Raw genomic sequence first — 25,420 nt, 5'->3', positions numbered from 1 at the left:
ATAGAGGTGACGCATGGCAGGTCCCGAGTACACGGGTGTTGAGAAGCCCTTCATCGACCAACTGGTCGGCCAAGGGTGGCAGTTCCTGGCCGGCTCGGTGGATGACCCCGCCGTTACCCACCGCGAGAGCTTCGCCCAGGTGGTAATGGAGCCGCTTCTACGCGAGCGACTCCGCGGCATCAACTTGCGTGACGGTGAGCCCTGGCTTGATGACAGCCGCCTCGACCAGGCAGTGTCCGCGATTACCCGCCTGCCAGCGAGCAAGGTGATGGAGGCCAACAAGCTTGCCACCGAGCTGTTGCTGGGTGGCTTGCCCGTGGAGGGGTTGGAGGGCTGGGATGGCGGCCGTGGCCAGTCCCTGCACTACATCGACTGGGCAACGCCAGTCAACAACGTCTTCACCGTGGTCAACCAGTTCAAGGTGAAGTGCCCACCGGGTCACGATTCGGGCAAGGGCCATGTGATCCCGGATCTGGTGATGTTCGTCAACGGCATTCCGCTGGTAGTGGTGGAGTGCAAGAACCGCACCGTGCCGGAGGGCATCAGCCAGGCGGTGGACCAGTTGCGCCGCTATCATGACCAGCGCCACCTGGACGTCGAGGTAGAGGAACATGAAGGGGCACCGGCGCTGTTCGCTACCAGCCAGTTCCTGGTGGCCAGCAATTTCGATGAGGCCCGGGCGGGTACCATCGGCGCCGGCTTCGCCCACTACCTGAGCTGGAAAACCGTGGCACCGCAACGCGAGGTGGAGGTGGCCATCGACTTGGGCGTGGCCGACCTCTCCGCGCAGCAGTGCCTGGTGGCCGGCATGCTCAACCGTGACAATCTGCTGGACATCGTGCGCCACTACACCCTGTTCATGAACCTGGGTGGCCAGGAAATCAAACTAGTGTGCCGCTACCCCCAGTTCCGCGGCGTGACCCGCGCCATAGAGCGGCTGAAGAGCGGCAAGACCCGGCGCGAGGATGGCGAGTCCGACCGACGTGGCGGCATCGTCTGGCACACCCAGGGCAGCGGCAAGAGTCTTTCCATGGTGTTCTTGGTGCGCAAGCTGCGCAGCGACCCTAGCTTGCGGCGTTTCAAGGTGGTGGTGATCACCGACCGCAAGGATCTGCAGTCTCAGCTCTCTGCCACCGCCGAGCTGACGGGTGAGAGCGTAGAGAAGGCGAGCAACACCGCAACCCTCAAGAAGCTGCTGGCACGGGACGGCCCCGGCCTGGTGTTCGGGACAGTCCAGAAATACCGCGACCAGACGCTGCCCGATGCCGACACCAACGACGACGCCGAAGAAGAAGCCGAGGCCGGCAGCTACGAGGGTGACCACCACGGACTGGATGACGGTCGGCGCGATGCGGCTGAACCTGGCCGTGCCGGTACCACCCCCCGCAAGCCCACCCTGAGCGAGCCCTTCGAGGTGCTCAACGAAAGCGAGGACATCCTGATCCTGGTGGACGAGGCTCACCGCACCCAGGCCGGCGACCTGCACGCCAACATGATGCGTGCGCTGCCCAACGCCGCCCGCATCGGCTTCACCGGGACGCCCATCATCATGGGTGACAAGAAGCGCACCCACGATATCTTCGGTGAGTACATCGACCGCTACACCATCAAGGAGGCGGAGCAGGACGGCGCCACGGTGCCGATACTTTACGAGGGGCGCACCGCCAAGGGCGCCATCAAGGATGGCGCCAGCCTGGACGGTCTGTTCGAGGATCTATTTCGAGAGCACACCAAGGGCGAGCTGGAGGTGATCAAGAAGAAGTACGCCACCAAGGGGCAGATCTTCGAGGCGCCAATGCTGATCCAGGAGAAGGCCCAAGATATGCTGCGCCACTACGTAACGCATATCTTACCCAACGGCTACAAGGCGCAGCTGGTGGCCTATAGCCGGCGCGCTGCCCTGCGCTACTACGAAGCTCTTGAGCAGGCTAAGGCCGAGCTGCTGGAAGATGCCATGGCGCTCACCCCCGAGGACAAGGCGCTGGACGACACACAGCTGCTGATCCGCCCGCCACGGGTCAAGGCAGCGATTCAGGCCTGGCGCTATCGTGAGATCCTACGTCAGCTGGAGTTCGCCGTGGTGTTCAGCAGCGGCAACAATGACGACTCTGCCTGGGCGAAGTGGAGCGACCGCACCGCGGTTGAGCGCCACATCAAGCGTTTCAAGAAACCCTTGCCGCCGCTTTCCAGCGAGGCGGCCAAGAATCGACAGGAACAGGACCCGCAAAAGTACGACCCGTTGGCCTTCCTAATCGTCAAGAGTATGCTGCTGACCGGCTTCGACGCGCCTATCGAGGGTGTGATGTACCTGGATCGCTCGATCCGAGAAGCGGAGCTGCTGCAGGCCATCGCCCGGGTTAACCGCACCGGCCACGGCAAGACTCACGGCATCGTGGTGGACTACTTCGGTGTAGCCAACCACCTCAAGGAGGCCTTGGCCGCCTACAGCGATGAGGACATCGACGGTGCACTGATGAGCCTCAAGGACGAGATCCCGCTGCTGCGTGACCGTCATCTGCGCGTCATCGACGTGCTGCGCGGCCAAGGCGTGGACAGCTTGGCCGATACTGAAGAAGCGGTACAAGCGCTGGCGGACGAGCGGTTGCGCGCCGAGTTCGTGGTCAAGCTCAAGGAATTCAATCGCACCCTGGATGATGTGCTGCCACGCCCCGAGGGGCTGGAGTTCGTCAACGACGCCAAGCAGCTCGCCTATCTCCACGCCCTGGCGCGTAACCGCTACAAGGATACTCCCGAGCTCGGCCGCGACATCGGCAACAAAGTGCGCAAGCTCATTGATGACTATGTGATTTCATTGGGCATCGACCCGCGGATTCCCCCCGTGCAGCTCACCGACGCCGAGTTCGATGCGCATATCGGCCGCCAGGTCGGTGACCGCGCCAAGGCCTCTGAGATGGAGCACGCCATCCGCTCCCATGTGCGCAAGTACCTGGACGAGGATCCCGTGAAGTACGGCCGGCTGAGCGAGAGACTGGCCGACCTGCTTCAGCAGCTCGATGGCCAGTGGGACGAGCAGGTGGAGGCCCTGCGGGGGCTGATTCAGCAATTGCGCGACGGGGCTCGGGTAGAAGGGGAAGACATTCCCGACATACCGGCCCACGCCGAGCCCTTCTGGCGCGAGCTGATGGTGAGCGCTGGCTTCGAGGTAAACCAGATGGACGACGGCACCGCTCGTCAGCTGCTGACCACTACAGAGGAACTGGTAATGCTGATCCAGGAGGAAATCTCGATCCCCGACTTCTGGAAACCCTCGCACATTCCGGACCAGGAGCGCCTCAAGCAGCACCTGTTCACGCGGTTGATGATGGGTGGCCTGGTGCCGACGAGTGAGGTTGAGGCCGTCGCCGAGCGGCTCTTTGACCTGGCGCGAAGTAACCAGGCGAAGTTGGTGGATGCATGACACGGTTGGACGTGGACGACCTCACCTTTGAGGTGCGCGAGAGTCGCCGGCGCAAGACGCTGGAGATCACGGTAGACCGTGAAGGGGAGTTGATTATCGCGGCTCCCAGCGATACCGATGAGCAGTTGCTACGCGATTTCGTGGTCGAGAAGCGATACTGGATCTACCAGAAGCTGGCGCAGAAGGCCGAGAGCCGTCGCCAGCTGCCGCGCAAGGAGTACGTCAACGGCGAAGGGTTTTTCTATCTGGGGCGCAGCTATCGGCTCAAGCGAGTTCCCAAAGACGCCCAAGACGTGCCGCTCAAGCTCGCCGCCGGCCGCTTCCAGCTGCGCGAGGATGCGTTGGTTGATGCCCGCGAGCAATTCGTCCGCTGGTACACACTCCGCGCTACCAACTGGCTGATTAGGAAAGTGAAGGAGCACGCCCAGCGCATGCAGGTCGAGCCCGCCGGAGTGAAGGTGCAAGATCTCGGTTATCGTTGGGGTTCCTGCGGCAAGGGCTATAGGATCTATTTTCACTGGAAGACTATCCTGCTGCCGCGCCATATCGCCGAGTATGTCGTCGTCCATGAGTTGATGCACCTGCACGAGCCTCACCACACTCCGGCTTTCTGGCACCGCTTGGAGCGTGCCATGCCGGACTATGAACAGCGCAAGAGGTGGCTTGCACGGCATGGCATCGAGGTAGAGGGGCTTTAAAAATTAACCTTGCTAGTTAATCTGAATAAGCTTCATCCATGTTTGAAAACGGGCAATTGAATGAAATAGGCAGGTCTGTAAGATTACGGTGCTTCTAATACAACAGGATGTGTTGATGACTCTGTGGAAGTTGGGGGATGGGCGTAGATAGGGTGGCAATGTAGGAGTGGTGTAAAAACAACACCTCTACCTTTCAAAAACCGTAGTCACAGGTGCCATAAACGACACCTGTTCACCTAAAAAACTGTCCCAATGGTGCATAAATGATACCTCTGAACTTCCACAGGTGTCATTTATGCACCGGTGAAAATTTTACGCATAGCGCTGATTTTCCCATTCATTCGTGGGTGCAAGGTGGTTCCATGGCATCCAGGTGAGGCGCCAAGTCCGCGTTTTTGATTGTGCACGTGAGCAGAACAGACTTTCCTCCACCATAACAATGAATCCTGCTTCCTGTAGTTCCTTGAAGGCGCGCATAGCTATTTTTCGCGAGCAGGGGATGGTTTGTTCTGCCTCGCGGACACCGAATCCTATAGCCCTGTCTGGCCTCCAATGGGAGTGCAGTTGATGCAGCAATACCTTTGCTTGAGGAGATATCTTCTTATAGGCGTCAGACCTCAACAGACGTCTCTGGATCGTAACCACGCCTCCCCTGCTATCGAAGGGCAGGCTATTTTTTCTCTTGGCCATGCCGTCTAAATTCCTATTAAGGGGCAGGCTGGCCGGTGGCGCTTACACGCTCTACAATGACCATGCACTGCCCAAATGATAGAAAGCTTTAGCCCTGCCCAAGCGGGGCTTTTTCTTGCGAATCGTTAGTGGCTTCCACGTTGTGCAGATACTCGCGAATCTTGGCTCTGTCATCCGATGTAGCATAGTAGCGGCCATATCTACTTTTGATGCCATCGCTGGTTACGAACGGTATGTATTCACATGGCAGTTTCAGCTTCACTTTCTCTCTTAGTACGCCGATGTAATGGGGCGAGTTGCTGGATGGTGCTAGTTTGTCGCATTCTTCACGAGTGCGCGGGGCGCTCAGCAATGCCAGCATTAGGCGGAAAGCGCGCGGGCAAACCGTATGTTTACTCATGGGCAGACCCTTTCTTGATGGGCAAGGTGAACAGCCAGCACGCTAGGCGCTGGCAGGCGGTTTCGAGGCTAAAGATGTGGAATTGAGCGCTTGTTGCAAACATCCAGCGAGTTATCGCACTAAACCCTAGAGTGAGCAGGGGAAGGATCATTTCAAATCCTCGCTGGTGTTAGTGTGGGTGTTGGCTTCTAGCCAGGCGAGTACATCATCGGCACGGTAGCGAACGGCGCGGCCTACCTTGATGAAGCGAGGGCCGGTGCCATCCCAGCGGGAGCGCTCACACCAGGCAACGGACTTGCCGAGATATGTGGCAACCTGCTTTTGATCCAGCAGGGTTGGGAAGGAAGCGGTAGTATTCATGAAAAAGCCCCATGTCGTTTGAACACAGGGCTATGGTGCATAGGTCACAGAGCTATCTCATTGCAATTGCAGTGCCGGTTTTTGCAATTGCAATTTCAGGCTTATGGAAGAGAATTTTTTCTAGCTTCCTCAAGTGCTTTATTTGCAGCTCCAAACATCGGCTCAAGATTGCCCTGGCTTAGTCCTCGCACATACTTATTATTATCGACAATGCTATCGATGATGGCAGACTGATTGTAGCGAGGCTTTACACTGTCTTTTAGCAACTCCAGCAGAGCTGCAATCGTCAAAAGGTGCGAAGGCTTTACCTGCTGCGTTGAGGTCTTTCTGACAGCTTTGCTCAGCTTTTCTTTCACCCAATCTGCCATATCAAAAGGGTCAATACATCCATACATACCCGACCACTCGAGAAACTCCTGGAGCTGTTCAAGGTTACATGGAAACCTCAAACAGGGCTGAGTAAGGTCACCTGTTGGGTGCTCAGTATGCGCGGCTCTCTCACCAGGCTCCAAATGTATGTCAGAAGGGATATCTTTGACATAGACACCGTCTGTTCTTAGCTCGTAGCTTGGATCAATGTTCTGCGGATCACGTATTCTGCATAAATACACAAAATCCGAATAGGAAATATCCATCAGCGCGACTCCTCGCAAACTCCATAATAAGGGTGGCTGGCAGAGCATGTTGGAGTTGCCATGTTTTCGGGAGCGACCCTAGCCAGCCAATACGGTGCGGCCTTAGCCGCGTAGCTGTACTACCTTTGCACCACGCTGGGGATGCCCATGGCTCAAAATGAAGGTTTCGATGCGCTGCATGGGGTCGCGCAGTCGCTCTGGCGTCACCTGCACATAGCCTGCGGTTACGTCGCTGGCGCTGGTGCGATGGTTCAAGGCTTGCTTGATGGCGTAAGCGCTCAGCCCCATGGATTCGGCGATAGTGGCGAAGGTGCGGCGCAGGTCGTGGCAGGTAGCGTGCATGCCGGTGTGCTCTTCGATACGCGCTAAGGCGTAGCGCAGATTGTGCAACCGGTGACCGGCTTTGCTGCTGAACACATACTCGGCGCCGGATTCGTCACGGCGACGCTTCAACAAGGCGGCTAAGTAATCGCCTACCGGCAGGGTGTGGTCGTCGTGGTTCTTGGAATCGCGAATAGTTAAGGTGCGACCCTCCATGTCCACATCGTCCCAGCGCAGCCCCTTGGCTTCGTTTAGGCGTAGTCCGGTCAGCAACACCAGCAACAGGAAGTCGCGCTGCATGGCACCGTTCTTGAGCTTCTGATGATGTCTGCCGGTGCCGGGTGCGTAGTCTGGCATTTCGTCTAGGGTGGACACGGCATCTAGCCATGTGCCCAGCTTGTGCGGTGGGATGAATGTACGGCGGCGCTTGATAGTGTTCCATGCCTTGCGGTGGCTTAGCGTATCCACCGGGTTGGCGTCCAGGAGGGTGAAGCCTTCTGCCTGAGCTTCGTGCATGACATGGTTCAACACGGCGCGCAGGTAGCGCATGGCCAAGTTAGCGCGAGCCTCGCTGGAGGCGCTCAGCTTCTTATGGCGCTCCTTCACCATGGCAGGAGTGATGTCTTGCACGGGGCGACGCTTCCAATCCTCTATCCCCTTGAAGGCCCTCCCCATATCGTAGCGGGTCGAGTCTTTCAGCTTACGCTCTGCCAGATACGAGTCGATGGCGGCAGCCAGTGTCCATTGTTTCTCAGCTGCTTCGCGAAGAGACCTAGCCTCAGCGGCGGCGCGCTCGGCTTGGGGATCTTCACCACGACTCAACTTGCCCACGTACTCTCGCGCCAGCTTTTGCGCTTGTTTGGGCGTGATGTCGCCATAGCGGCCAAGGCTCGGCTTGCGAGTTTTGCCAGCCCACCGGTATTGGAAAAAGAAGGTGCGCTTTCCAGTAGGTGTTATGCGAATGCCGAATCCAGGCGGATCGGTGAAGAAGTGAAGGGCAGCCGTTTGTGCTGGGGTTTCCAGCGCCTCAATAACTGTCTTGATGGCGTTTAGGCCAGTCGCCATGAGTAATCACCTCGCCGAATTTGGAAGCACATAGGAAGCAGGTTACTTCAAATGAGCGCAAACGACAAAGGGATTGTTGGGAGCGTTAGTTCTTTATATTCAAAGGAATGCTGTGCTTCCTCAAGTTCTGGTAAATGACGTAAAAGTCCATTTCGAGGACTCATAATCCCTTGGTCGTAGGTTCAAGTCCTACTGGGCCCACCATTTCTATATTTACCTATTTCAAAAGCAGGGAGTAATTAGTCCCTGGAGCTGCGGTATATCTGATTCTAGTTACGCCCTGCGCACGTCTAAAACTTTCAAGTCCCCCAATATTACCCAACCCACCAGCGCCAACCCGCAGCACAAAGCATACCCGTAGCAATCGATACCAACGGATTCCTCATCACTACCGCCACCGTACCCGCCGCAACGGCCGCGAGCCGAACGCCACCATCCCCATGCACGATGATAGGCGTAATAACGGCAATCAGGACTGAGCTAGACATGGCATCGACGAATCGGCGAACGCGTGGGCCTAGCGGCACACGTGACATGATTAGCAGCCCCAGCACTCTGGAGCCATAAGCAATTACCACCATTAGCGTGATGGCTATCAACGACTGCCATACGGGTGATGGGCTCATGAGGCGCTTTCCCTTAACCAGCGTCCAGGCAACAATACGGCCACCACGCCACCGGTAATGGCACCCACCATCACATGTAGGTAAGGCGGCAACCACCAGTACGCCATTAATGCACTCGCCGCTGCTGCCAGCCAGGGCAGGGCCATTGCTGCTCGTGTGTTTCCACCGACAACGATCATCAGCAGAAAGCACAGCATGATCACATCAAGGCCGAAGCGTTCAGGCTCGGTAATGCCTCCGCCAAAGGCTAACCCTACCGCCGTGCCGATGACCCAGGCGCCCCACAGCGCGATCCCGCCACCTAGAAGAATGCCCAGGTTTCGCTCGCCGCGCTGATACTCTCCCAGCGCCATTGCCCAGTTGGAGTCGGTTAGCAGAATCACCATAGCGAATTGCTGGCGTTGAGGTAACGCCTTGAGCCAGGGGTAGAGCGCCGCACTCATCAGCATATGCCGGGTATGAATCGCGAGTGTGACCGCCGCCAGAGCAAGCAGTGGCAGAGGCGAATGCCACATCTCTAGGGCAGCAAATTGCGATGGAGCCGCGAAGACAAACAGGCTCATTAGCATCGCTTCCCAGCCGGCCAACCCCTGGTGCACAGCGGCTACGCCAAACGCCAATCCAAAAGCGATCGTAAAAACCGCCAAAGGCAGCATCATGCGAATCCCTCGCCAGGTGCCCGCAATATCAAGCCGAGTAGGATTTTCTTTTATTTTCATTACTTAACCTTTCTACGCGAAGCAGGTTGCATCAAAAACAAACAGACCTGCTTGTTTTTTTGTTGTTTGAAGTCTAGATTGAATTATGTGCACGCGCCACATTGGGTGACGTGTCAATAACATGAAGCAATACAACAGAAAAAAACAGCCGATTAAATCGGCCCGGGAAACTATATGAAATTCACACGTAATACGCTAACACTCGCTGTCGCGGCGATGGTCTTGCCTGCCGTTGCTGCTTCGGCTAACGCCTCAACATCCTTTATTGCCAATTCGTTCTATGACCAGCAACACCCTCACTCACGTTATGGTTACATCGAGTGGGCCGAAATGGTTAAGGAACTTTCGAACGGAGAACTACAACCCGAAGTTTATACTGGCACCGTGCTGCTGGCACCGCGGGCTAACCTGCAGGGCATCCAGGATAACGTGGTTCAGGTGGCTCACCATGCCGCTATTTATACGCCTTCTGAAATGCCGGTAGCGAATGCCGTGCAGGAGTTGGGGTTTAACTATGATGACCCATTGGTTGCCATTCTGGCGGTGACCGACTTCAGCCTGAATAATCCCACTCAGTTGGCCGAGTGGGAAGAGCTGGATATTGTCTACCTGGGCGCCTACAGCACGCCTTCCTATGTGCTGTTCTGCCGCGAGCCCGTCCGCAATCTTGACGAGCTACGCGGTAAGCGTATTCGTACCGCAGGCTCGACTGTTTCTGCCTGGGTCGAACAGGCGGGAGGAACACCGGTTAATGTGCCTTCCAGTGAGATGTACAGCGGCCTTGATCGGGGGTCATTAGATTGTGCAACGAATGCGCCTAATGACTTGATCGATCGGTCTCTTTGGGAAGTCGCCGAGTACACGACGCTGCTGCCCACCGGCATGTATTGGTCTGGGCCTCAGTGGGGCTTCAATTCGGGCTTCTGGGCAAGCCTCAGCGATGAAGAGCGCGATGTCTTTAAAGAGGCGACGGCCAACGCAATGACACGCATGATCGTCCAGTTCCTCAACGCTTCTGAAAGCGCACTGGAAGAAGCTGCTGCCCATGGCAACAACATCTTCCAGCCAGAAGAGGATCTGATGGCGTCTGTGGAGACTTTCCGCGATGAGGCCTTGGCCAATGTCTACGATAAGGCCCGTGATGAGTACGGTGTTGAAGACCCGGAAGCGCTGATTGATGATTTTATCGCGACCTACGAAAAGTGGGATACCTTAATCAGCGAAGTTGATCGCGAAGACGAAGAGGCACTGGCCGAACTGGCCATGGAAGAGATCTACAATAAGCTTCCTGCTGACTACGGAATCTATTAACGCTGCAACACTGAGGCCGCCACATTGAGGCGGCCTAGGCCAAATAAGGGTTCGCTATGACGAAGCGACAGAATCAAGAAGAACGCTCACGCCAAACCCAGGCTCGGGTCACGCAAGCGACTATCGAGTGCATTCTCGAGAAGGGCATTCGTGCCACTTCCACCGTGGATGTCGCACGTCTGGCAGGCGTTTCCCGTGGCGCTTTAGTTCACCATTACCCCTCTAAGACATTGTTGATGCAGGCGGCGCTTGAGGACTTGCTGAGTCGCGAAGTCGAAAGCGTAAGGGATATGGCCACGCAAGTTAAGGCGGGTGAGCTCAACTTTGACAACTTGCTACAGGCACTCCATGAGCACTTTAAGGGCGACCTTTATATGGTGACCCTTGAATACCTCACTAATGCACGTACCGATCCCGATATCATGAAAGTGCTCGTGACCCTGGGGTCGAAGTTCAATGACTCTTTGGAGCAGATCTGGGAGCAGTTGGTCGCTAGTTCAAATCACACATCACATCAGAATCGAGTCGCCCTGAATGCCACCTTATGCATGATGCGAGGTATGGGGGCACAAAGCATCTGGCGTGATGACCCCGAACTTTACCGCGATATGCTGCTGTTCTGGAAAGAGACGCTTCTGGAACTGGGTTTTTCTGCCTCAGATGCGAAGAGAGGGCAGCCGGTATGATCGCCAAATACGTCGAATCGCTGAGCCAATGGGTCGCCAAAAGCGCCATGGTGCTTGCGACGCTATTTCTAGTGCTTATGGCGCTGCATGTCTCACTTGATGTAGGGCTGCGCTACTTATTCGGAAAGTCCTTTACCGGCACTCTGGAGTTTGTCTCTTTTTACTACATGGTCGCCGTCGTCTTTCTGCCGCTCGCCTATGTGGAGCTTCAGCGGGAACACATCAGCGTGGATGTGCTGGTGGGAAGGCTTCCGTCTAGCGTCCAACTGGTGCTTTACCTTTTCGCCTGCGCCCTTGGGCTCCTCTACTTCGGCATGCTCTGTTACCAGAGCTATCTAGATGCCGTACGCGCTACGGTTCGAATGGAAACGGCCATGGCCAATTTCACCTTCTATCTATGGCCCAGTCGTTGGGCGTTACCGGTTGGCTTCGCGGCTATGTGTCTGGCCATCCTCGCCAACATGATTAAGGCGCTGCAACAACGCCAAGCCCTGTAGGAGTTTCCTAATGAGTAATATCGAGATAGGCGTGGCAGGCATTGCCATCGCCTTGGCCCTGATCGCCCTGCGCGTGCCAATCGGCGTTGCACTAGGTTTGGTGTCGATCATCGGCATTGGTGAAATGACCAGTATGCGCGTGGCCTGGGGGATGATTTCGGCCACTCCATTCGACTTTGCAGGTACCTGGGAGCTGACTGCTGCACCTATGTTCCTGTTCATGGGCTATTTGTGTACCAGCACCAATATGACCCAAGGCCTGTTTCATGCCATGCGCCTTTATCTGGCGCGCCTTCCTGGCGGTCTGGCTGTTTCCAGTGTTATGGCCTCTGCCTTCTTTGCCGCCGCCTCGGGTTCAAGCGTCGCAACATCGGCGGCCATGTCGCGTATTGCCGTGCCTGAAATGCTCAAGCATAACTACGACAAGGGGCTGGCCACCGGTACCGTCGCCGCATCGGGAACACTCGGCTCGCTGATCCCCCCAAGCGTTCTGCTGGTGCTCTATGGCGTTTATGCCCAGGTGTCGGTGGGTCAACTGTTTATGGCGGGATTCATCCCCGGTGTGCTTTCCGCGCTGCTTTACATCGCCATGATTATGGTGCGAACCAAGCTTAACCCCAGCCTGGCGGGCAATACTGATGTGCGCTCTAGCTGGGGCGAAAAATGGGATGCCTTTAAGCATATCTGGCCGTTGCCGCTGCTGATCGGCTCCGTGCTTGGCGGGATTTTTATGGGTATTTTCTCGCCTACCGAGGCGGGGGCTGTGGGTACAACCATAGCTGCTCTGATCGCCTTTGCGCGGCGCACGCTAACCTTGGCGGCCATTCGTGAAGCGCTGGTTAGCACGGCGGTAAGCACGGCCAGCATCTTCATTATTCTCATCGGGTCGCTGTTTTTCACTCGCTTTCTAGCCATGAGTGGCGTGCCCGCTGCTTTCTCCGAAATAATCCTCGGTGTCAGCACCGAGACCTGGTGGATCATTCTCGCTGTGGCAGTGATCTATCTTGTGCTGGGTATGTTTATCGACTCCATTGGCTTATTGCTGCTCACTTTGCCGCTAATCCTGCCTTTAGTAGAAGGCGCAGACCTTAACTTGATCTGGTTCGGCATCATCGTCGTCAAGCTGCTTGAAGTGGGGCTGGTCACTCCGCCTATCGGGCTCAATGTTTATGTCATCAAAGGAGCCCTGGGCAATAGCGTCACCCTGTCTGAAGTGTTCAAGGGCGTCACCTGGTTCATCGTCATGGATGTTGTTGCCCTGTTGTTGATCGTGCTGATTCCAGCGCTTTCGCTCTACCTCCCTCAAAAAATGTTTTAACGCCACTTTCGCAAGAACATTCACAAGAACATTCACAAGGAATACTCATGACAACGACACGCTTTATCAATGCCAACGTCATCGACACGCGCAACGGAAAAGTACTCGCTAACCAGCAGGTGCGCATTCAGGATGGCCGTATCGTCGATGTGAGCGATTCGCCACTAGAGGGCAGTGATGATCAAGTCATCGATATTCAGGGCCACTTCCTGATGCCCGGCTTGGTTGATTCGCATGTCCACGTCACGGCAATCACACCCAATTTTGCATTGCTTGAGACGCTCTCGCCTTTCTATGTCGGTGCCAAATCAAGCGAGCTGCTGGAAGCTATGTTGATGCGCGGATTCACGACCGTGCGTGATGCTGGCGGTGCAGATTACGGGCTAGCCAAGGCTGTAGACGAGGGTGCTCTGGTCGGCCCGCGCATCATGTACGCAGGGAATGCGCTCTCCCAGACCGGCGGCCATGCTGATATGCGCGGCCCAGGCCAACAAACCTTTGAAGGCTGCTTCTGCTGCGCTGGTTTAGGTCGTGTTTGCGATGGTGTAAGCGAAGTACGCCGGGCCGCCCGGGACGAGATCAGAAAGGGCGCCACCCAGATTAAAATTATGGCGTCTGGCGGCGTTTCTTCACCTACCGACCGTATCGACAGCACTCAGTTTTCGCTTGAGGAAATTGATGCCATTGTGGAAGAAGCCACCGCCGCCAATATTCACACCATGGCCCATGCTTATACGGCGCGTGCTATCAACCGGCTTATCCCCAGAGGCGTCAAGACCATTGAGCACGGCAACCTCATGGATGAGGAGAGCTGTCGGCTATTTCTTGAGTATGACGCTTATCTTACTCCGACCCTCTGCACCTACGATGCCCTAGCGAAGGAAGGTGTAGAGGCGGGCATGGCCGAGCATCTACAGCGCAAGGTTTATGATGTGCTGGATGCTGGCGGTAAGGCACTGGAAATGGCTCAACGTCATGGGGTTAAAATGCTATATGGCTCTGACTTACTGGGTCGGATGCAGCGGCATCAGCTCAACGAATTTAATTTGCGTAAGGACGTGGTGCCCACCGATGAACTGATTCGTGCAGCGACAAGCCACGCCGCCGACGCCTATGGTCACACCGGTGATTTTGGCGAGATTATTCCAGGCGCAAGGGGAGACGTAATCGTTCTTAAAGATAATCCCTTGGATGACATTAATGTTCTTACTCAGCCGGATGAGAAGCTCATGCTGATTATGAAAGGGGGAGTGGCTTACAAAAATGTACTTTAGTCAGACTTAATACTGCTTAAGAAAACGCTGCGTAGTGAAGAGGCCAACCAATGGCCTCTTCACGTAGCCCGTTGGCGTTGCAGAGGAGGGACTTATTAAACGCTTGATCAAGAGTTACGCATTCTTCCTCTATAACACCGGCAACATTTTGGCGTACAACGCGCAGTCTTTGCTATAGCACTCGCAGGACGCTTCGATCAGACCTAGCCGATCAAGCACTGTGATGGTTCCACGCTGGTAGCGGATTAGGCCATGTGCCTGCAGGGCTATCGCTGCCAGGGTAATGCCGGCCCGTCTAACCCCGAGCATCATGGCCAGAAACTCGTGGGTCAGATTCAACTGATCAGCCCCCGCACGATCCTGAGTCATCAGCAACCAGCGGGCGAGGCGCTCTTCAATCCGATGGAAGTGGTTACACGCCGCAGATGTCGCCAATTGGCTCATCGCAACATAGATATAGCGCTTCAGGCGCTGATGTAATACGGGGCTGGAGAATAGTAGACGCTGAAAGCTTTCAGCAGTCATGCGAAGGGCCGACCCCGCGCCTTGAACCAAAGCGATCGATTGAGATTCTTTGACATTGAGTACCAGGGGTATACCTAACATACCCTCCCGGCCTGCCATTGCGACTTCAAGCCGGTTGTCAGCGTCAATGACGTTAATCAACGAAATAAAACTGTCGATGGGGAAATAGACGTGGGTAAAAATCTCGGCGGGCTGGAGCAGGACTTCTCCAAAAGCAAGCTGCACTGTTTGACACTCCGCCATAAAGGCTCGTTGTTCGATTTCCGGCAGCTTAGCAAGCAGCTGATTGGCAGCGGAAACGTTTAAAATAGACGCCATGTGCCTCTCCGGTTGAAAGAACCTGGCAAACGGCACAATGAAGGATTAAATCATTTTGATGTCGGCTGCAGATAAGCTGTCATAAGTGAAGTGACGGGCTATGTGTATATTAACATTCAGTAAATCAAGCGTCGGCACGCTAGCGTACATAGCATGGGAATGTTGGTTACAGGGAGGTTGATGGTGCGGGCTGAAGGATTACATTACGTTATGGTGGTTGAGTAGGCGGTCGTACTCGCGCTTAACCACCGCATAGCACTCGCAGACCCGCTTCTCTAGCCCTGGCCTGTCAAGGACAGTGATATGCCCGCGGTTGTAGGCAATTAGTCCTGCTCGCTGGAGTTTCCCAGCGGACTCGGTCACCCCTTCGCGGCGCACGCCCAGCATATTGGCAATGAGCTCCTGGGTCATAATCAGTTTATCACCCTGCAGCCGGTCAAGGCTGAGCAACAGCCAGCGGCATAGCTGTTGATCGACGCTGTGATGGCGATTGCATACCGCTGTCTGTGCCATTTGCGTCAGCAAGGCTTGGGTATAGCGCAGCAGTATTTTCTGCATGGGGCCAGCGCGATAAAATTCGTTTTTGAGTAATTGCCCCTTTAGGCGATAAGCAGCGCCGGCACTCTGCACAATCGCTCGGCTGGGGGTGGTCTCTCCGCCCATGAACAGAGAAACGCCAACGATCCCTTCATAGCCCACTACTGCAATTTCCGTCGAGGCGCCATCTTCCATTACACAAAGCAGCGAAACGATGGCATCAAGTGGAAAGTAGACGTGACTCATTTGCATGCCTGACTCAGACAGTGATTGTCCTAATGTCAGCTCCACCCTCTCAAAATGTGGCAGCAAATGGGTTAGCTCTTCTTCTGATAGCAGGCCAAGTAGAGCATTCTTGCGCAAACCTTCAGTGTCTTGCATAGAAATCTCTGCCCCTCTGGTTGGCTGTAGCGCATGTTCTGATTGCCTGATACCTGCGGCACTTACTCGTGTATCAATAAATATGCATATATTTCAAAAAATTAAGCGCAATAGACCTTGATTTAGAAGGCTGGCATATAAAATCTGTACGCTACCGAACCTAGTCGTGTTTAAGCATACCTCTATAAACCGAATAGGGTGGCCTAAAAGGTGAGTTTTGAGTCACACCATCTATTATGTACGCCAGCGCACATTCAGTTACGGCGTTATCCTGTAGCGTTAAACTGGGTGAGGTAACGGAAATGCCAATACAGGATGTTCCACGATGCGCTGCTAGGAGCGCAGCGCTATCTGTTTAATTTTTAAACTCTAAATGGCTTTTTCATCGGTAAAAAAGATGCCCTCCGTTTGTTTGAAAGTAGGAGACTGGCGTTCTAGAGAATAAGGGGCAGATCGATGGCGTTAAAAAAGTACATGCTAATCGCTAGCTGCCATATAGGAGATATTTGTCAATACAATCATCCCATCGATCTGGAACATGCTGAAGCCCGATTGCGTGAAGCTGAATCCGCTTTACAGGACGCTAGAGAGTGGGCTCAGTCGACGCTAAATTCAATTGGCGATGCCGTCATAACGACGGATCTAGAGTGCCGCGTTACCTACCTCAACCGCGTTGCTGAAAACCTGACTGGCTGGATGAGTATCGATGCGCTTGGTAAGCCCTTGTCGCAGGTGCTTACACTCGCTGATGGTCATACGTTCCTGACAGCCCCTAATCCTGCGCAGCGTGCCATAGACGAAAATCGAACAGTTGGGCTCGCTATGGACTGTGTGTTGATTCGCAAAGACGGGAGCCAGTTGAACATTGAAGACTCAGCGGCGCCCATCCATGATCGAGCCGGTTGCACTAAGGGGGCGGTCATTGTATTCCATGATGCCTGCCAATCGCCTGCCCAATCGTTGAAGCTGGCCCATCAGGCACAACATGACTCTCTCACCGGGTTGCCCAACCGTGTCCTGCTCGCAGAACGCCTCTCTAGGGCTATAGGTCTGGCAAAACGGCATCAGCATCAGGTCGCGCTGATATACCTGGACCTTGATGCTTTCAAGCCTATCAACGACTCGCTAGGCCATGCGGTAGGCGATACGCTCTTACAATTGGTTGCTGGTCGACTTAGCGAATGTGTTCGGGATACAGATACAATATGCCGCCAGGGCGGCGATGAATTCGTAGTGTTGCTAAGTGAGATTGAAGAACCGGAGGATGCTGCCAGGATTGCGCAGAAAATCCTTAGTGCCTTAGCGGTGCCCTATCGAATTGATAACCATGAGTTGCATATTACGACCAGTATCGGCATCAGTCTCTATCCCAATCATGGCAGCGATGCGCGAACTTTGCTCAATAATGCTGATACGGCTATGTACCATGCGAAGGGTAGCGGTTCTAACCATTTCCAGCTGTTCAGAGCAGACATGAATGAGCTGAGAGAGCAACGTAGCCAAATCGAGCTGCAACTGCATTGGGCGCTGAAGGAAAAAGCGCTCTTTCTTGAATTCCAGCCCAGAATAGACATTGCCAACGGTTACTTGTGTAGTACCGAAGCGTTGGTTCGCTGGCGCAATCCAGCACTGGGGCTTTTACAGCCTTCGACATTTTTGCCTGTCGCAGAAGCTTGTGGGCTTATTCGCCCTATTGGGCACTGGGTACTGTGTGAGGCTTGTCATCAGTTACAGCGTTGGCGTGAGCAGGGCCTTGAAATTGTGCCTATTGCGGTGAATATGTCGGCCATGGAGCTGCGCGATAGGTCGTTACCCGCTCGTATTACTGAGATGCTGTCTGAAACGAGGTTAGACGCACATTTTTTAGAGGTAGAGGTCACCGAAAGCAGCCTCATGTATCACCAGGACGAGGCCGTAATAGCGACCCTGGTTGAATTGAATAATTTAGGAATACGTATTGCCATTGACGACTTTGGCGCCGGGAGCGAGAGCCTGAAGCGATTGAAGTGCTTTCCAATCAACACGATTAACATTGCGCCCTGCTTTGTCCATGACATGCTAGAAAGTTTAGAGAACCTCAATTTTATCAAAGCCCTTATCAATTTTGGACAGGGTTTGGCTTTGCGTGTCATCGCCAAAGGCGTTGAGGCCCAGGCACAGCTGGATCATCTTATACTGCAAGGTTGCGATGGTGCCCAGGGCTTTTTATTCAGTAAACCGCTTTCGGCCAACGATTACCAAGCGTTACTCGTAGCTGGCGATTTCCGGTTGAAACACAGCGCTGCAGCGCCTGGTAACATCTTAAGCTCTAAGTAAACGCCCGCCCAAATAAAGATCCACCTCTCCCTCCCGGTATTGTTGAACCAAGATGTCTATCACCTTCCAGCGATAAACAAGCGTAATAAGCTGCGTTCAAGCTCCTTTTGAGTATCTGTCTCACTATCGAGTAGCGTTGAAAATCCCCGCACTAAGCAATTGAAAGCAGCTATCCAAAAGCACTATCATGAATACTAATAACAACGATTATCATGATGTTTGTTGCTCTGTTTTCTCTTTGCTCCTAATTCCTACTGAGATCCTATCATGCCTCGTCTGCCGTTTGCTCGTCGTCCTTTGGCGCGCTCTATTTCCGCACTGATCCCCGTCACTGCGGCGCTCTTTTGCGTATCTACCTATGCTCAGGAAGAAACCACTTCCAACGATACCGTGGTGGTCACGGCCACGGCGCTAAAAGTCGATACCCCGCTAGTAGAGACGCCACGTCCGGTCTCAAGCGTTGACCGTGAAGAGTTGGAAACCCGTAACGTCCAACAGCTGGATGAAACGTTCCGCTATCGCGCGGGCGTGCTGTCGGGCCATTACGGTAGCGACAACAATACCGATTGGTTCAAGGTGCGCGGTTTTGATCAATCGACTTACCAAGATGGTCTGCGTATCTACCGCGAAGGATTTTATCAGTGGTTGCCCGAGCCTTATGGCTTGGAACGAGTGGATGTCTTCAAAGGCCCCTCATCGATTCTTTACGGCGAGGCTCCTCCTGGCGGTTTGATTAATGCGGTGAGCAAGCGCCCGACCGAAACACCCCAAGGCGAGGTGAACCTGCAGCTCGGTAACCGCAACCATCGCCAAGTCGGGGTTGATACCAGTGGCCCGGTGGGGGAGTCTGACGATGTACGCTATCGCTTAGTGGGTCTTTATAAAGAGCGCGATGGCGATTTAGACGCCACAAATAACGAGCGCTACTACTTTGCCCCGAGCCTGGCGGTAGACTTCAGCGACGATACGACCGTCACGTTCCTGGCCAGCGTGCAAAAAGACGATGGCGTCCCGGTGAATTCCTTCAAGCTGCCCTATGGCACCGTGGATAACACGCCCTTTGGTCGTGTCGACCCGCAAACCAACCTCAGCGAGCCGGGTTATGATAAAGATGAGCGCACCCAGTGGGCATTAGGTTACGAGCTGCGCCATAGCCTTAACGATACCTGGCGCTTCGAGCAGGATTTACGCTACAGCGAGCTGGATTTGGAGCTGCGCAGCACCTACGCCTTCTTTATGGCTGATGAGCGGCAGGCGGCCCGCGGCCATGTTTACCGTGATGGCTCAATCGACAGCTGGACAGTCGATAACCGTATGGTAGGGACTTGGTACACCGACCGCACCGAGAACACCTTATTGCTGGGAGCGGATTATCAAAACCTCGGCGTGAGCGGCCAAGAAGCGGATCCTTTCCCCTTCGGTGACCCTATCGATATCTTCAACCCCACTTATGGCAACTTTACCCCGGTAGGAGCGGATGATCTTCTCACCCGCGAAATCGACAAAGAGCAAACCGGCTTATATGCACAGAACCAGTTACGTATTGATGACCGCTGGGTGTTGCTGGGCGGTGTGCGCTATGACCAAGCAGAAACCGAAAACAGTAACTTAACGGCGGGAACGACCCAGCGTTCGGATGACGATCAAGTATCTTGGTCGGGTGGTGCTATGTACCTGGGTGAAAATGGTGTTAACCCCTACATAAGCTACACCGAGTCCTTTGACCCGCTGGGCCGGGTGGACAGCGATGGCGAGCTTTATGATCCTCGCGAAGGTCGCCAGTGGGAAGCCGGTGTGAAGGTAGCTCCCTTCGGTTGGGATGGTTACGTAACGGCGGCGCTGTTCGATTTGGAAGAGAGCAATACGCTGGTGAACTCTCCCGCAGGTTTCCAGGTGCAAGAAGGTGAACGCACCTCGCAGGGCTTCGAGCTGGAAGGCGTTGGCTACCTTACCGATGACTTGAAAGTCACCGCGGCTTACACCTATACCGATTCTCGCCTGGAAGATGATGACCGTGCGCCGTTAATCCCGCGCCACCAGGCATCAACTTGGTTGGATTACGCCTTCACCGGCGGCGCGTTAAATGGCGTGACCCTGGGTGGTGGTGTGCGTTATGTGGGCAGCACCGTTGATACCAGCGTCGCCGACAACACGGCAGTGGATAGCTACACCCTGGTCGATGCCATGGTGGGCTATGAGTTTGCTGACGGTTGGCAGGCCCAGGTCAACGTCAACAACCTCACCGATAAAGAGTACGTGGCCAGCTGTGAGTACTGGTGCTACTACGGTGAATCCCGCAGTGTGATTGGCAGCGTTAAATATAGCTGGTAAAGGGCTATCTCGAACTAAAATCCCTATTTAATGAGTGCCCACTATCTGCGGATGACGCAGGTAGTGGGCGAGTTAATGACTAGTAATTTTCGGATGTTTCAGTCTATGTTAAATCTCTCGGCCAGGTGTCTGAAAGCTGATAACCCTCTGGCCATGGGTCGCTGGGATCGAGTAAATGTTGATGAGTACCAGTAATCCAGGCCCGGCCAGCTAGGCTGGGGATAATTGCTGGTCGACCCTCCATATCGCATTGGCCTTCAATTCGGCAATCAAACGTCGAGCCAATAATTGATCTGCCGATAAAGCGCTCTCCAACCTTCAATTGGCCTTTCTCGTGCAGCACCGCCATGCGTGCAGAGCAGCCGGTGCCACAGGGAGAGCGGTCAATCTTACCAGGACGAATCACCACTGCATTCGTGGCGGTTGCTACACCGCTTTCGTGGCTCACCGGTGCCGCTATTTGGCAAAAAGATATATGTGACCATTCTGGATTCAATGGATGCGTAAACCCCAGCTGTTCATTGGCAGCATGGGTAATCTTAAGGCCGGTGGTGACTAAATCGGCTGCTTCATCAGCATGCAGTGAAAACCCCAGCTGTTGGGCGTCCGCGATGACGAAGCTATCGCCCCCGTAGGCGGTATCGACTTGCAGCGATCCTATCCCTTCAACCTCGATCCAGCGGTCAATTTTGTCGGCAAAGGACGCTACGTTACGCACTTCAACTTTCTCGGCCTTGCCGTCTCGGCATTGCGCGGTAATCTCAACCAGCCCCCCTGGCGCTTCCAGTACCAAATGGGTGACAGGCTCCGTCATAGGCAGAATGCCGCTATCGAGCAGCACCGTCGCGACACAGAGCGAATTAGAACCGGACATCGGTGGTGTGTCGGCGGGTTCCATGATGATCCACGCCATCTGGGCACGAGGGTCTTTTGACGGCACCAGTAGATTGACATGGCGAAATACGCCCCCGCGTGGCTCGTTGAGCATGAAATTGCGCAGGGTTTCATCCTGTGCAATCCAGCGTGATTGCTCCCATAACGTATCGCCAGGTGGTGGGGCGACGCCACCGACGATGACGTCTCCGACTTCTCCCTCGGCATGACAGCTGACAACATGAATGACTTTGCTTGAACGCATGTAAACCTCTAGACCACTGACTTGAGAAAGGCGGCTGTTTCTGGCTTCTGCGGGTTATCGATCACTTGATCGGGAGGGCCAATCTCATGAATGAGGCCTTCGCGGAAAAAGGCCACACGGTCGGATACGTCACGGGCGAAAGGGATTTCGTGGGTGACCAGAATCATGGTCATGCCGTCTTCGGCCAGCAGGCGCATGGTATCAAGTACTTCGCCAACTAATTGCGGATCAAGTGCCGAGGTAGCCTCGTCGAAAAGCATATAGTCCGGTGACATGGCCAGTGCACGGGCAATTGCCATACGCTGCTGCTGGCCACCAGAGAGCTTACCGGGAAATACCTTGAGTTTATCGGCAAGGCCCACATGGGTGAGTTGCTTAACGGCCAATTCTTCAGCTTCCGCTCGACTCTTACCCAGCACTTTGCGTGGCGCGAGCATAGTATTCTCCAGCACATTCAAGTGCGGAAAGGCGTTCCATTGCTGGAAAACAATGCCAATCTTCTGCCGCAGCTTATTAATGTCGGTGCCCTTGGCATGTACCTCGGTGCCATCAACCCTGATTGATCCGCCCTGGATATTTTCCAGCCCGTTGATACACATCAGCAAAGTTGACTTCCCCGAGCCGGAGCCCCCTACAATCGAGACCACTTCGCCCTTTTGAACGGTTAGGTCAACGCCTTTGATCACTTCCAGGTCTTTAAACGACTTATGTACTTTTTCGATCTCAATCATTCTGCTGCCACCTTTTTTCCACTTGGGCGCCTAGGCGGGAAACCACCAAGCTGATGAGGTAATAGATAAGCCCTGCGATGCACAGCACCAGCAGTGGCTCCTGAATGCGTGTGACGATGGCCTGGGAGGCACGGAGTAATTCAATGATGCCGATCCACATCACTAACGCGGTGTCTTTCATGGCTGAGAGGGAGAGATTCAGCCAGCCGGGAAAAGCGACACGCGTTGCTAATGGCATCACTACGTAGCGCAGATCTTGCCAGTAGGTCATGCCCAGCGAACGGCTGGCTAAACGTAGGTTCTGGGGCACCGATAGCACGCCGCTGCGCACAATCTCGGTGCAGAAGGCGGCTACATAGACGCCAAGTACGACACAGCCAACGGTAAAGGCGCTCCAGTCCAAACCGACAATGCTCTTGAGCGAATTGAACAGCACAAACTGGATCAGCAGCGGCACGCTGCGAAAGATATCCAGAAACCACCCCAGCGGAATAGTTGCACGGGGCAGCAGTGCACGGAGTAGCCCGCAAGAGACGCCCATAACGGTGCCCAGCAGCATCGACCAAAACGTCAGTAATAGAGTGACCCAGGCCCCTTGAAGCAGAAACAGCAGGTCGTTCCAGGTGAAGCTAGTTGAAAACATAAAGCCATTTGAAAACATAGTCAGGCCCTCAATAGCGGAATAGCCGCCAGGCCAGCAGCCGGGCTATCACTACAATCAGTTTGGCGATCAGGTAATAGAGCACCGCTGCCAGCGCAAATAACTCAAAGGTGCGGAATGTTCTAACGTTGTAATCCTGAGTCACGCCGGTGAGATCGTTATTCAGGCCAACGATAACGCCCAGCGATGTCATTAATACCGCCCACACCATCTGATTGGTGATCGGGTAAAAGACGATGCGCAGTAGTTGCGGTACCACCACCAATCGATAGGCCTGGAAGCTACTCATCCCCAAGGAGCGGGCTGCGCGAACTTGGGTGTCGGGTATTGCTTTAAGGCCACCGCGAAAGTTTTCAGCCAAATAGCCCGCGTTATTAAAGGTAATACCCGCTAATAGGGCTGCCCAGGAGCTGACGTGCATACCGATAGCGCCAAGACCGAAATAGACGATATAGATCTGGAACAGCGCAGGCGTATTGCGGGCGATTGATACCCAGGTGCCAGCTACTGCTCGTGTTGCGGGATTAGGAGCCTCCCGCATCGCCAATAGCGCCAGGGCGATTAAGATGCCGAAGATCATCGATAGCGCTGCGGTCTCAAAGGTAACAACAGCGCCCTCGAGCATATCCGGCAGGGCCCTAAAGGCAGTTCGCCATTGGAAGGTATAATCAAACATGGCTTAGTGTGCTCCTTGACGAGTCGCAACGGCCGTCAGCCAAGTGGGCAGGCGACCACTGGCCTCTCCACTGCATGCGGTCTCGACGCACTCGGCAAGATTGCCGAAGTGCACCTGGCGACCGACTAACCCTGGGGCGTAGTGGGCATATTTTCCCGAATTGGTCATTAGTGTGCGCGCCGTTGGTGGCACCACGGGTTCACCCAGCATGCACCAGCAGGTATCGTTGATAAGCTGTGCTCCGAAGCGCTCCAGAGTGGTGATGTATCCGGCCGCGCTGGCGTCGTCATACACCGCTCGCCCCAGCGTGACCGCCATGGCGACATCCGGATGTTTGCGACGTCCTGAACAGAGCGCTGCCAGCGCCGCACATTCGCTCAACGAGAAGTGGGGGTTGCCCAAAGAGATAAGGTCTACCTGGGATGCTTCAGCATGATCCAGCTCGTACCAACTAGCGAGTAGATCAGCTGGCTCGATGGTTAGATGACGTGAAGGCGGGAAGCCGCCGAGGGCCTGGGACTCCCGCATCGCTTCCGGAGTAATCTGGCTAATATGGAACATCGGCGCGGCGGAGGTGGTTGCGAAGGCTGCACAGAATGCTTTGAGATCGTCGCGACTGGGCGCTGTGTTCTCCAGGCCGCAAAGTAAGGGAATCTCGCTGCCGCAAAGCAACCCCACGTGATACCCAAGCAATGGCCAGAAAGCATCATCCAGGGAATCGAGAGACTTAACGTCAATACGCAACGTGGCAAAACGCCCTTGATTTCGATGTGCTCCAATGAAGGGCGCGCGCCCCGTCAACGCGATGCAAATATCCAGATAGTCCGGATATTTCAGCGTTCGGGCCGCCAGCACACTATTGGCGTATACAACGGCGTTAGACTCGGCCCACACGATTTGCTCGCCAGCTTTGGGAGCGCTGTCGAGTAGATAGGGCGCACAGGTGTAACTGAGTTGCGCGCCCATGGCCATGTAGGCATTGCCTAGTGCGCTGGCAGGCTCGCCGAAAGCGGGGTCGATGCCCTGCGCCCGCCAGCGGCACTGATCAACCGATATAGAATTGAGTGTAGTGGGAACGCGCACTTGGGCGCCCCATTCCACTAACTGCTCAGCGAAACGCAAACTGGCTGGGCCGGTATAAATGCAGCCATCAATATGCGCTTGGCTGATGTCAATCAGTTGCTCGGCTCCTTGGAGCTCGGCCACTCGCAGCACGATTCGCATAGCCTCCTGGGCTGCCTTACCGTAGTGGCCTGCGAGTAGCGCTTGGTCATCATCGCTTAGCGTTAGGCTGGAGGGGGCTAGGGTGGATAGCTGAGAATAGCGGGTGGTGGCCTCTGCTGCTGAGTACTCTTGGGAAGGCATGTCGGAAAGGTGTATTTTTTCATTTTCAATATGTGCATATTGCCCTAGCCGCAGCGTGGCAAATGCTTCGGGGCCGACGAACAGCACCGGAATAGAGGCTTCAAATAGCGTTTCGGCAATGATCACACCGAGGGTCAAAATCTCTTCTTGTTCGGCAAATATCAAGGCGGATGGCGCGTTTTGACCGGTAAGCAACTCAAGTAGCACGCTGCTGCCGGTACATGAGCCACGTCCACTAGGCAGGGCGAGTATACGTCCGGCAAGGCACTGGCCCTTTAACGGATGGTGACAGTCAATTATCTCGCCGCTGAACGGGTCGACACCACCCCAAAAGCTCAAGCCAACGTCGGTATACAGTAATTCACCCTGCGCTGAACCACGCACCAGGCTACGACCGGTGAGCGAAACATCAGACATAGTGTC

22 protein-coding genes are annotated in these 25,420 nt (G+C 54.9%); 9 read left to right on the top strand and 13 right to left on the bottom strand.

Annotation, left to right across the window (positions count from 1 at the left end):
• Nucleotides 1–13 precede the first annotated feature (13 nt).
• Together SR894_RS14820 and SR894_RS14815 are read left to right on the top strand one after the other, a co-directional pair.
• Entirely contained in the window at nt 14–3,418 is a 3,405-nt protein-coding gene (locus SR894_RS14820) for a type I restriction endonuclease subunit R (protein ID WP_223288000.1), read from the top strand.
• Nucleotides 3,415–4,116, top strand: coding sequence for a M48 family metallopeptidase (locus tag SR894_RS14815; protein WP_223287999.1), 702 nt, complete (start codon nt 3,415–3,417; stop codon nt 4,114–4,116). Before SR894_RS14820 ends, SR894_RS14815 begins: the two co-directional genes overlap by 4 nt.
• A gap of 778 nt (nt 4,117–4,894) precedes the next feature.
• Here SR894_RS14815 and SR894_RS14810 read toward each other — a convergent pair.
• The 6 genes from SR894_RS14810 to SR894_RS14785 all read right to left on the bottom strand — a co-directional run bounded on the left by SR894_RS14810 (nt 4,895) and on the right by SR894_RS14785 (nt 8,932).
• The gene (locus SR894_RS14810; protein ID WP_223287998.1) at nt 4,895–5,206 is read right to left on the bottom strand and encodes a hypothetical protein; all 312 of its coding nucleotides are present in this window, start codon (nt 5,204–5,206) and stop codon (nt 4,895–4,897) included.
• A 147-nt stretch (nt 5,207–5,353) separates the two neighbouring features.
• Complete coding sequence (locus SR894_RS14805; protein ID WP_223287997.1) at nt 5,354–5,566, bottom strand: helix-turn-helix transcriptional regulator; 213 nt, start codon at nt 5,564–5,566, stop codon at nt 5,354–5,356.
• A 101-nt stretch (nt 5,567–5,667) separates the two neighbouring features.
• A complete protein-coding gene (locus SR894_RS14800) occupies nt 5,668–6,201 on the bottom strand; it encodes a hypothetical protein (protein WP_223287996.1) in 534 nt (177 codons plus the stop codon).
• Between the two features lie 102 nt (nt 6,202–6,303).
• A complete protein-coding gene (locus SR894_RS14795; protein WP_223287995.1) occupies nt 6,304–7,587 on the bottom strand; it encodes a tyrosine-type recombinase/integrase in 1,284 nt (427 codons plus the stop codon).
• A 314-nt stretch (nt 7,588–7,901) separates the two neighbouring features.
• Entirely contained in the window at nt 7,902–8,213 is a 312-nt protein-coding gene (locus SR894_RS14790; RefSeq protein WP_223287994.1) for an AzlD family protein, read from the bottom strand.
• A complete protein-coding gene (locus SR894_RS14785; protein WP_223287993.1) occupies nt 8,210–8,932 on the bottom strand; it encodes an AzlC family ABC transporter permease in 723 nt (240 codons plus the stop codon). Before SR894_RS14785 ends, SR894_RS14790 begins: the two co-directional genes overlap by 4 nt.
• 174 nt (nt 8,933–9,106) lie before the next feature.
• On the opposite strand from SR894_RS14785, the gene SR894_RS14780 reads away from it, so the two are divergent.
• The 5 genes from SR894_RS14780 to SR894_RS14760 are packed head-to-tail and all read left to right on the top strand — an operon-like array spanning nt 9,107 to nt 14,018.
• Entirely contained in the window at nt 9,107–10,243 is a 1,137-nt protein-coding gene (locus SR894_RS14780) for a C4-dicarboxylate TRAP transporter substrate-binding protein (RefSeq protein ID WP_223287992.1), read from the top strand.
• A gap of 56 nt (nt 10,244–10,299) precedes the next feature.
• Nucleotides 10,300–10,929, top strand: coding sequence for a TetR/AcrR family transcriptional regulator (locus SR894_RS14775; protein ID WP_223287991.1), 630 nt, complete (start codon nt 10,300–10,302; stop codon nt 10,927–10,929).
• Nucleotides 10,926–11,426, top strand: a complete 501-nt coding sequence (locus tag SR894_RS14770; protein ID WP_223287990.1) for a TRAP transporter small permease — start codon at nt 10,926–10,928, stop codon at nt 11,424–11,426. The genes SR894_RS14775 and SR894_RS14770 overlap by 4 nt, the downstream gene beginning before the upstream one ends.
• A 10-nt stretch (nt 11,427–11,436) precedes the next feature.
• Nucleotides 11,437–12,744: a TRAP transporter large permease gene (locus SR894_RS14765; RefSeq protein ID WP_223287989.1), complete on the top strand. Its 1,308-nt coding sequence runs from the start codon at nt 11,437–11,439 to the stop codon at nt 12,742–12,744.
• A 47-nt stretch (nt 12,745–12,791) separates the two neighbouring features.
• Nucleotides 12,792–14,018, top strand: a complete 1,227-nt coding sequence (locus SR894_RS14760; RefSeq protein ID WP_223287988.1) for a metal-dependent hydrolase family protein — start codon at nt 12,792–12,794, stop codon at nt 14,016–14,018.
• A gap of 129 nt (nt 14,019–14,147) precedes the next feature.
• Here the strand turns inward: SR894_RS14760 and SR894_RS14755 are convergent, their stop codons facing one another.
• Nucleotides 14,148–14,861, bottom strand: coding sequence for a Crp/Fnr family transcriptional regulator (locus SR894_RS14755; RefSeq protein ID WP_133729935.1), 714 nt, complete (start codon nt 14,859–14,861; stop codon nt 14,148–14,150).
• 198 nt (nt 14,862–15,059) lie between these two features.
• A complete protein-coding gene (locus SR894_RS14750; protein ID WP_223287987.1) occupies nt 15,060–15,779 on the bottom strand; it encodes a Crp/Fnr family transcriptional regulator in 720 nt (239 codons plus the stop codon).
• A gap of 456 nt (nt 15,780–16,235) precedes the next feature.
• On the opposite strand from SR894_RS14750, the gene SR894_RS14745 reads away from it, so the two are divergent.
• Nucleotides 16,236–18,095: a putative bifunctional diguanylate cyclase/phosphodiesterase gene (locus SR894_RS14745; RefSeq protein WP_223287986.1), complete on the top strand. Its 1,860-nt coding sequence runs from the start codon at nt 16,236–16,238 to the stop codon at nt 18,093–18,095.
• A gap of 267 nt (nt 18,096–18,362) precedes the next feature.
• Nucleotides 18,363–20,426, top strand: a complete 2,064-nt coding sequence (locus tag SR894_RS14740; RefSeq protein ID WP_223287985.1) for a TonB-dependent siderophore receptor — start codon at nt 18,363–18,365, stop codon at nt 20,424–20,426.
• Nucleotides 20,427–20,529: 103 nt separating this feature from the next.
• Here SR894_RS14740 and SR894_RS14735 read toward each other — a convergent pair whose 3' ends face one another.
• From SR894_RS14735 to lhpI, 5 genes are read right to left on the bottom strand one after another with little or no spacing between them, the layout of a single operon-like run.
• Complete coding sequence (locus SR894_RS14735) at nt 20,530–21,564, bottom strand: trans-3-hydroxy-L-proline dehydratase (RefSeq protein WP_133729939.1); 1,035 nt, start codon at nt 21,562–21,564, stop codon at nt 20,530–20,532.
• A gap of 8 nt (nt 21,565–21,572) precedes the next feature.
• A complete protein-coding gene (locus SR894_RS14730; protein ID WP_133729940.1) occupies nt 21,573–22,295 on the bottom strand; it encodes an amino acid ABC transporter ATP-binding protein in 723 nt (240 codons plus the stop codon).
• The gene (locus tag SR894_RS14725) at nt 22,288–22,956 is read right to left on the bottom strand and encodes an amino acid ABC transporter permease (protein WP_208862626.1); all 669 of its coding nucleotides are present in this window, start codon (nt 22,954–22,956) and stop codon (nt 22,288–22,290) included. Before SR894_RS14725 ends, SR894_RS14730 begins: the two co-directional genes overlap by 8 nt.
• Nucleotides 22,957–22,966: 10 nt before the next feature.
• Nucleotides 22,967–23,632, bottom strand: a complete 666-nt coding sequence (locus SR894_RS14720; protein WP_133729941.1) for an amino acid ABC transporter permease — start codon at nt 23,630–23,632, stop codon at nt 22,967–22,969.
• Between the two features lie 3 nt (nt 23,633–23,635).
• Nucleotides 23,636–25,414 carry a cis-3-hydroxy-L-proline dehydratase gene (lhpI, locus tag SR894_RS14715; RefSeq protein WP_133729942.1) on the bottom strand — a complete coding sequence of 593 codons (1,779 nt, stop codon included), beginning with the start codon at nt 25,412–25,414 and terminating at the stop codon, nt 23,636–23,638.
• Between the last annotated feature and the right edge of the window lie 6 nt (nt 25,415–25,420).

The sequence above is a fragment of the Vreelandella neptunia genome, from assembly GCF_034479615.1.
GTDB lineage: Bacteria > Pseudomonadota > Gammaproteobacteria > Pseudomonadales > Halomonadaceae > Vreelandella > Vreelandella neptunia.
This window is presented reverse-complemented; position numbering and strand designations above follow the sequence as displayed.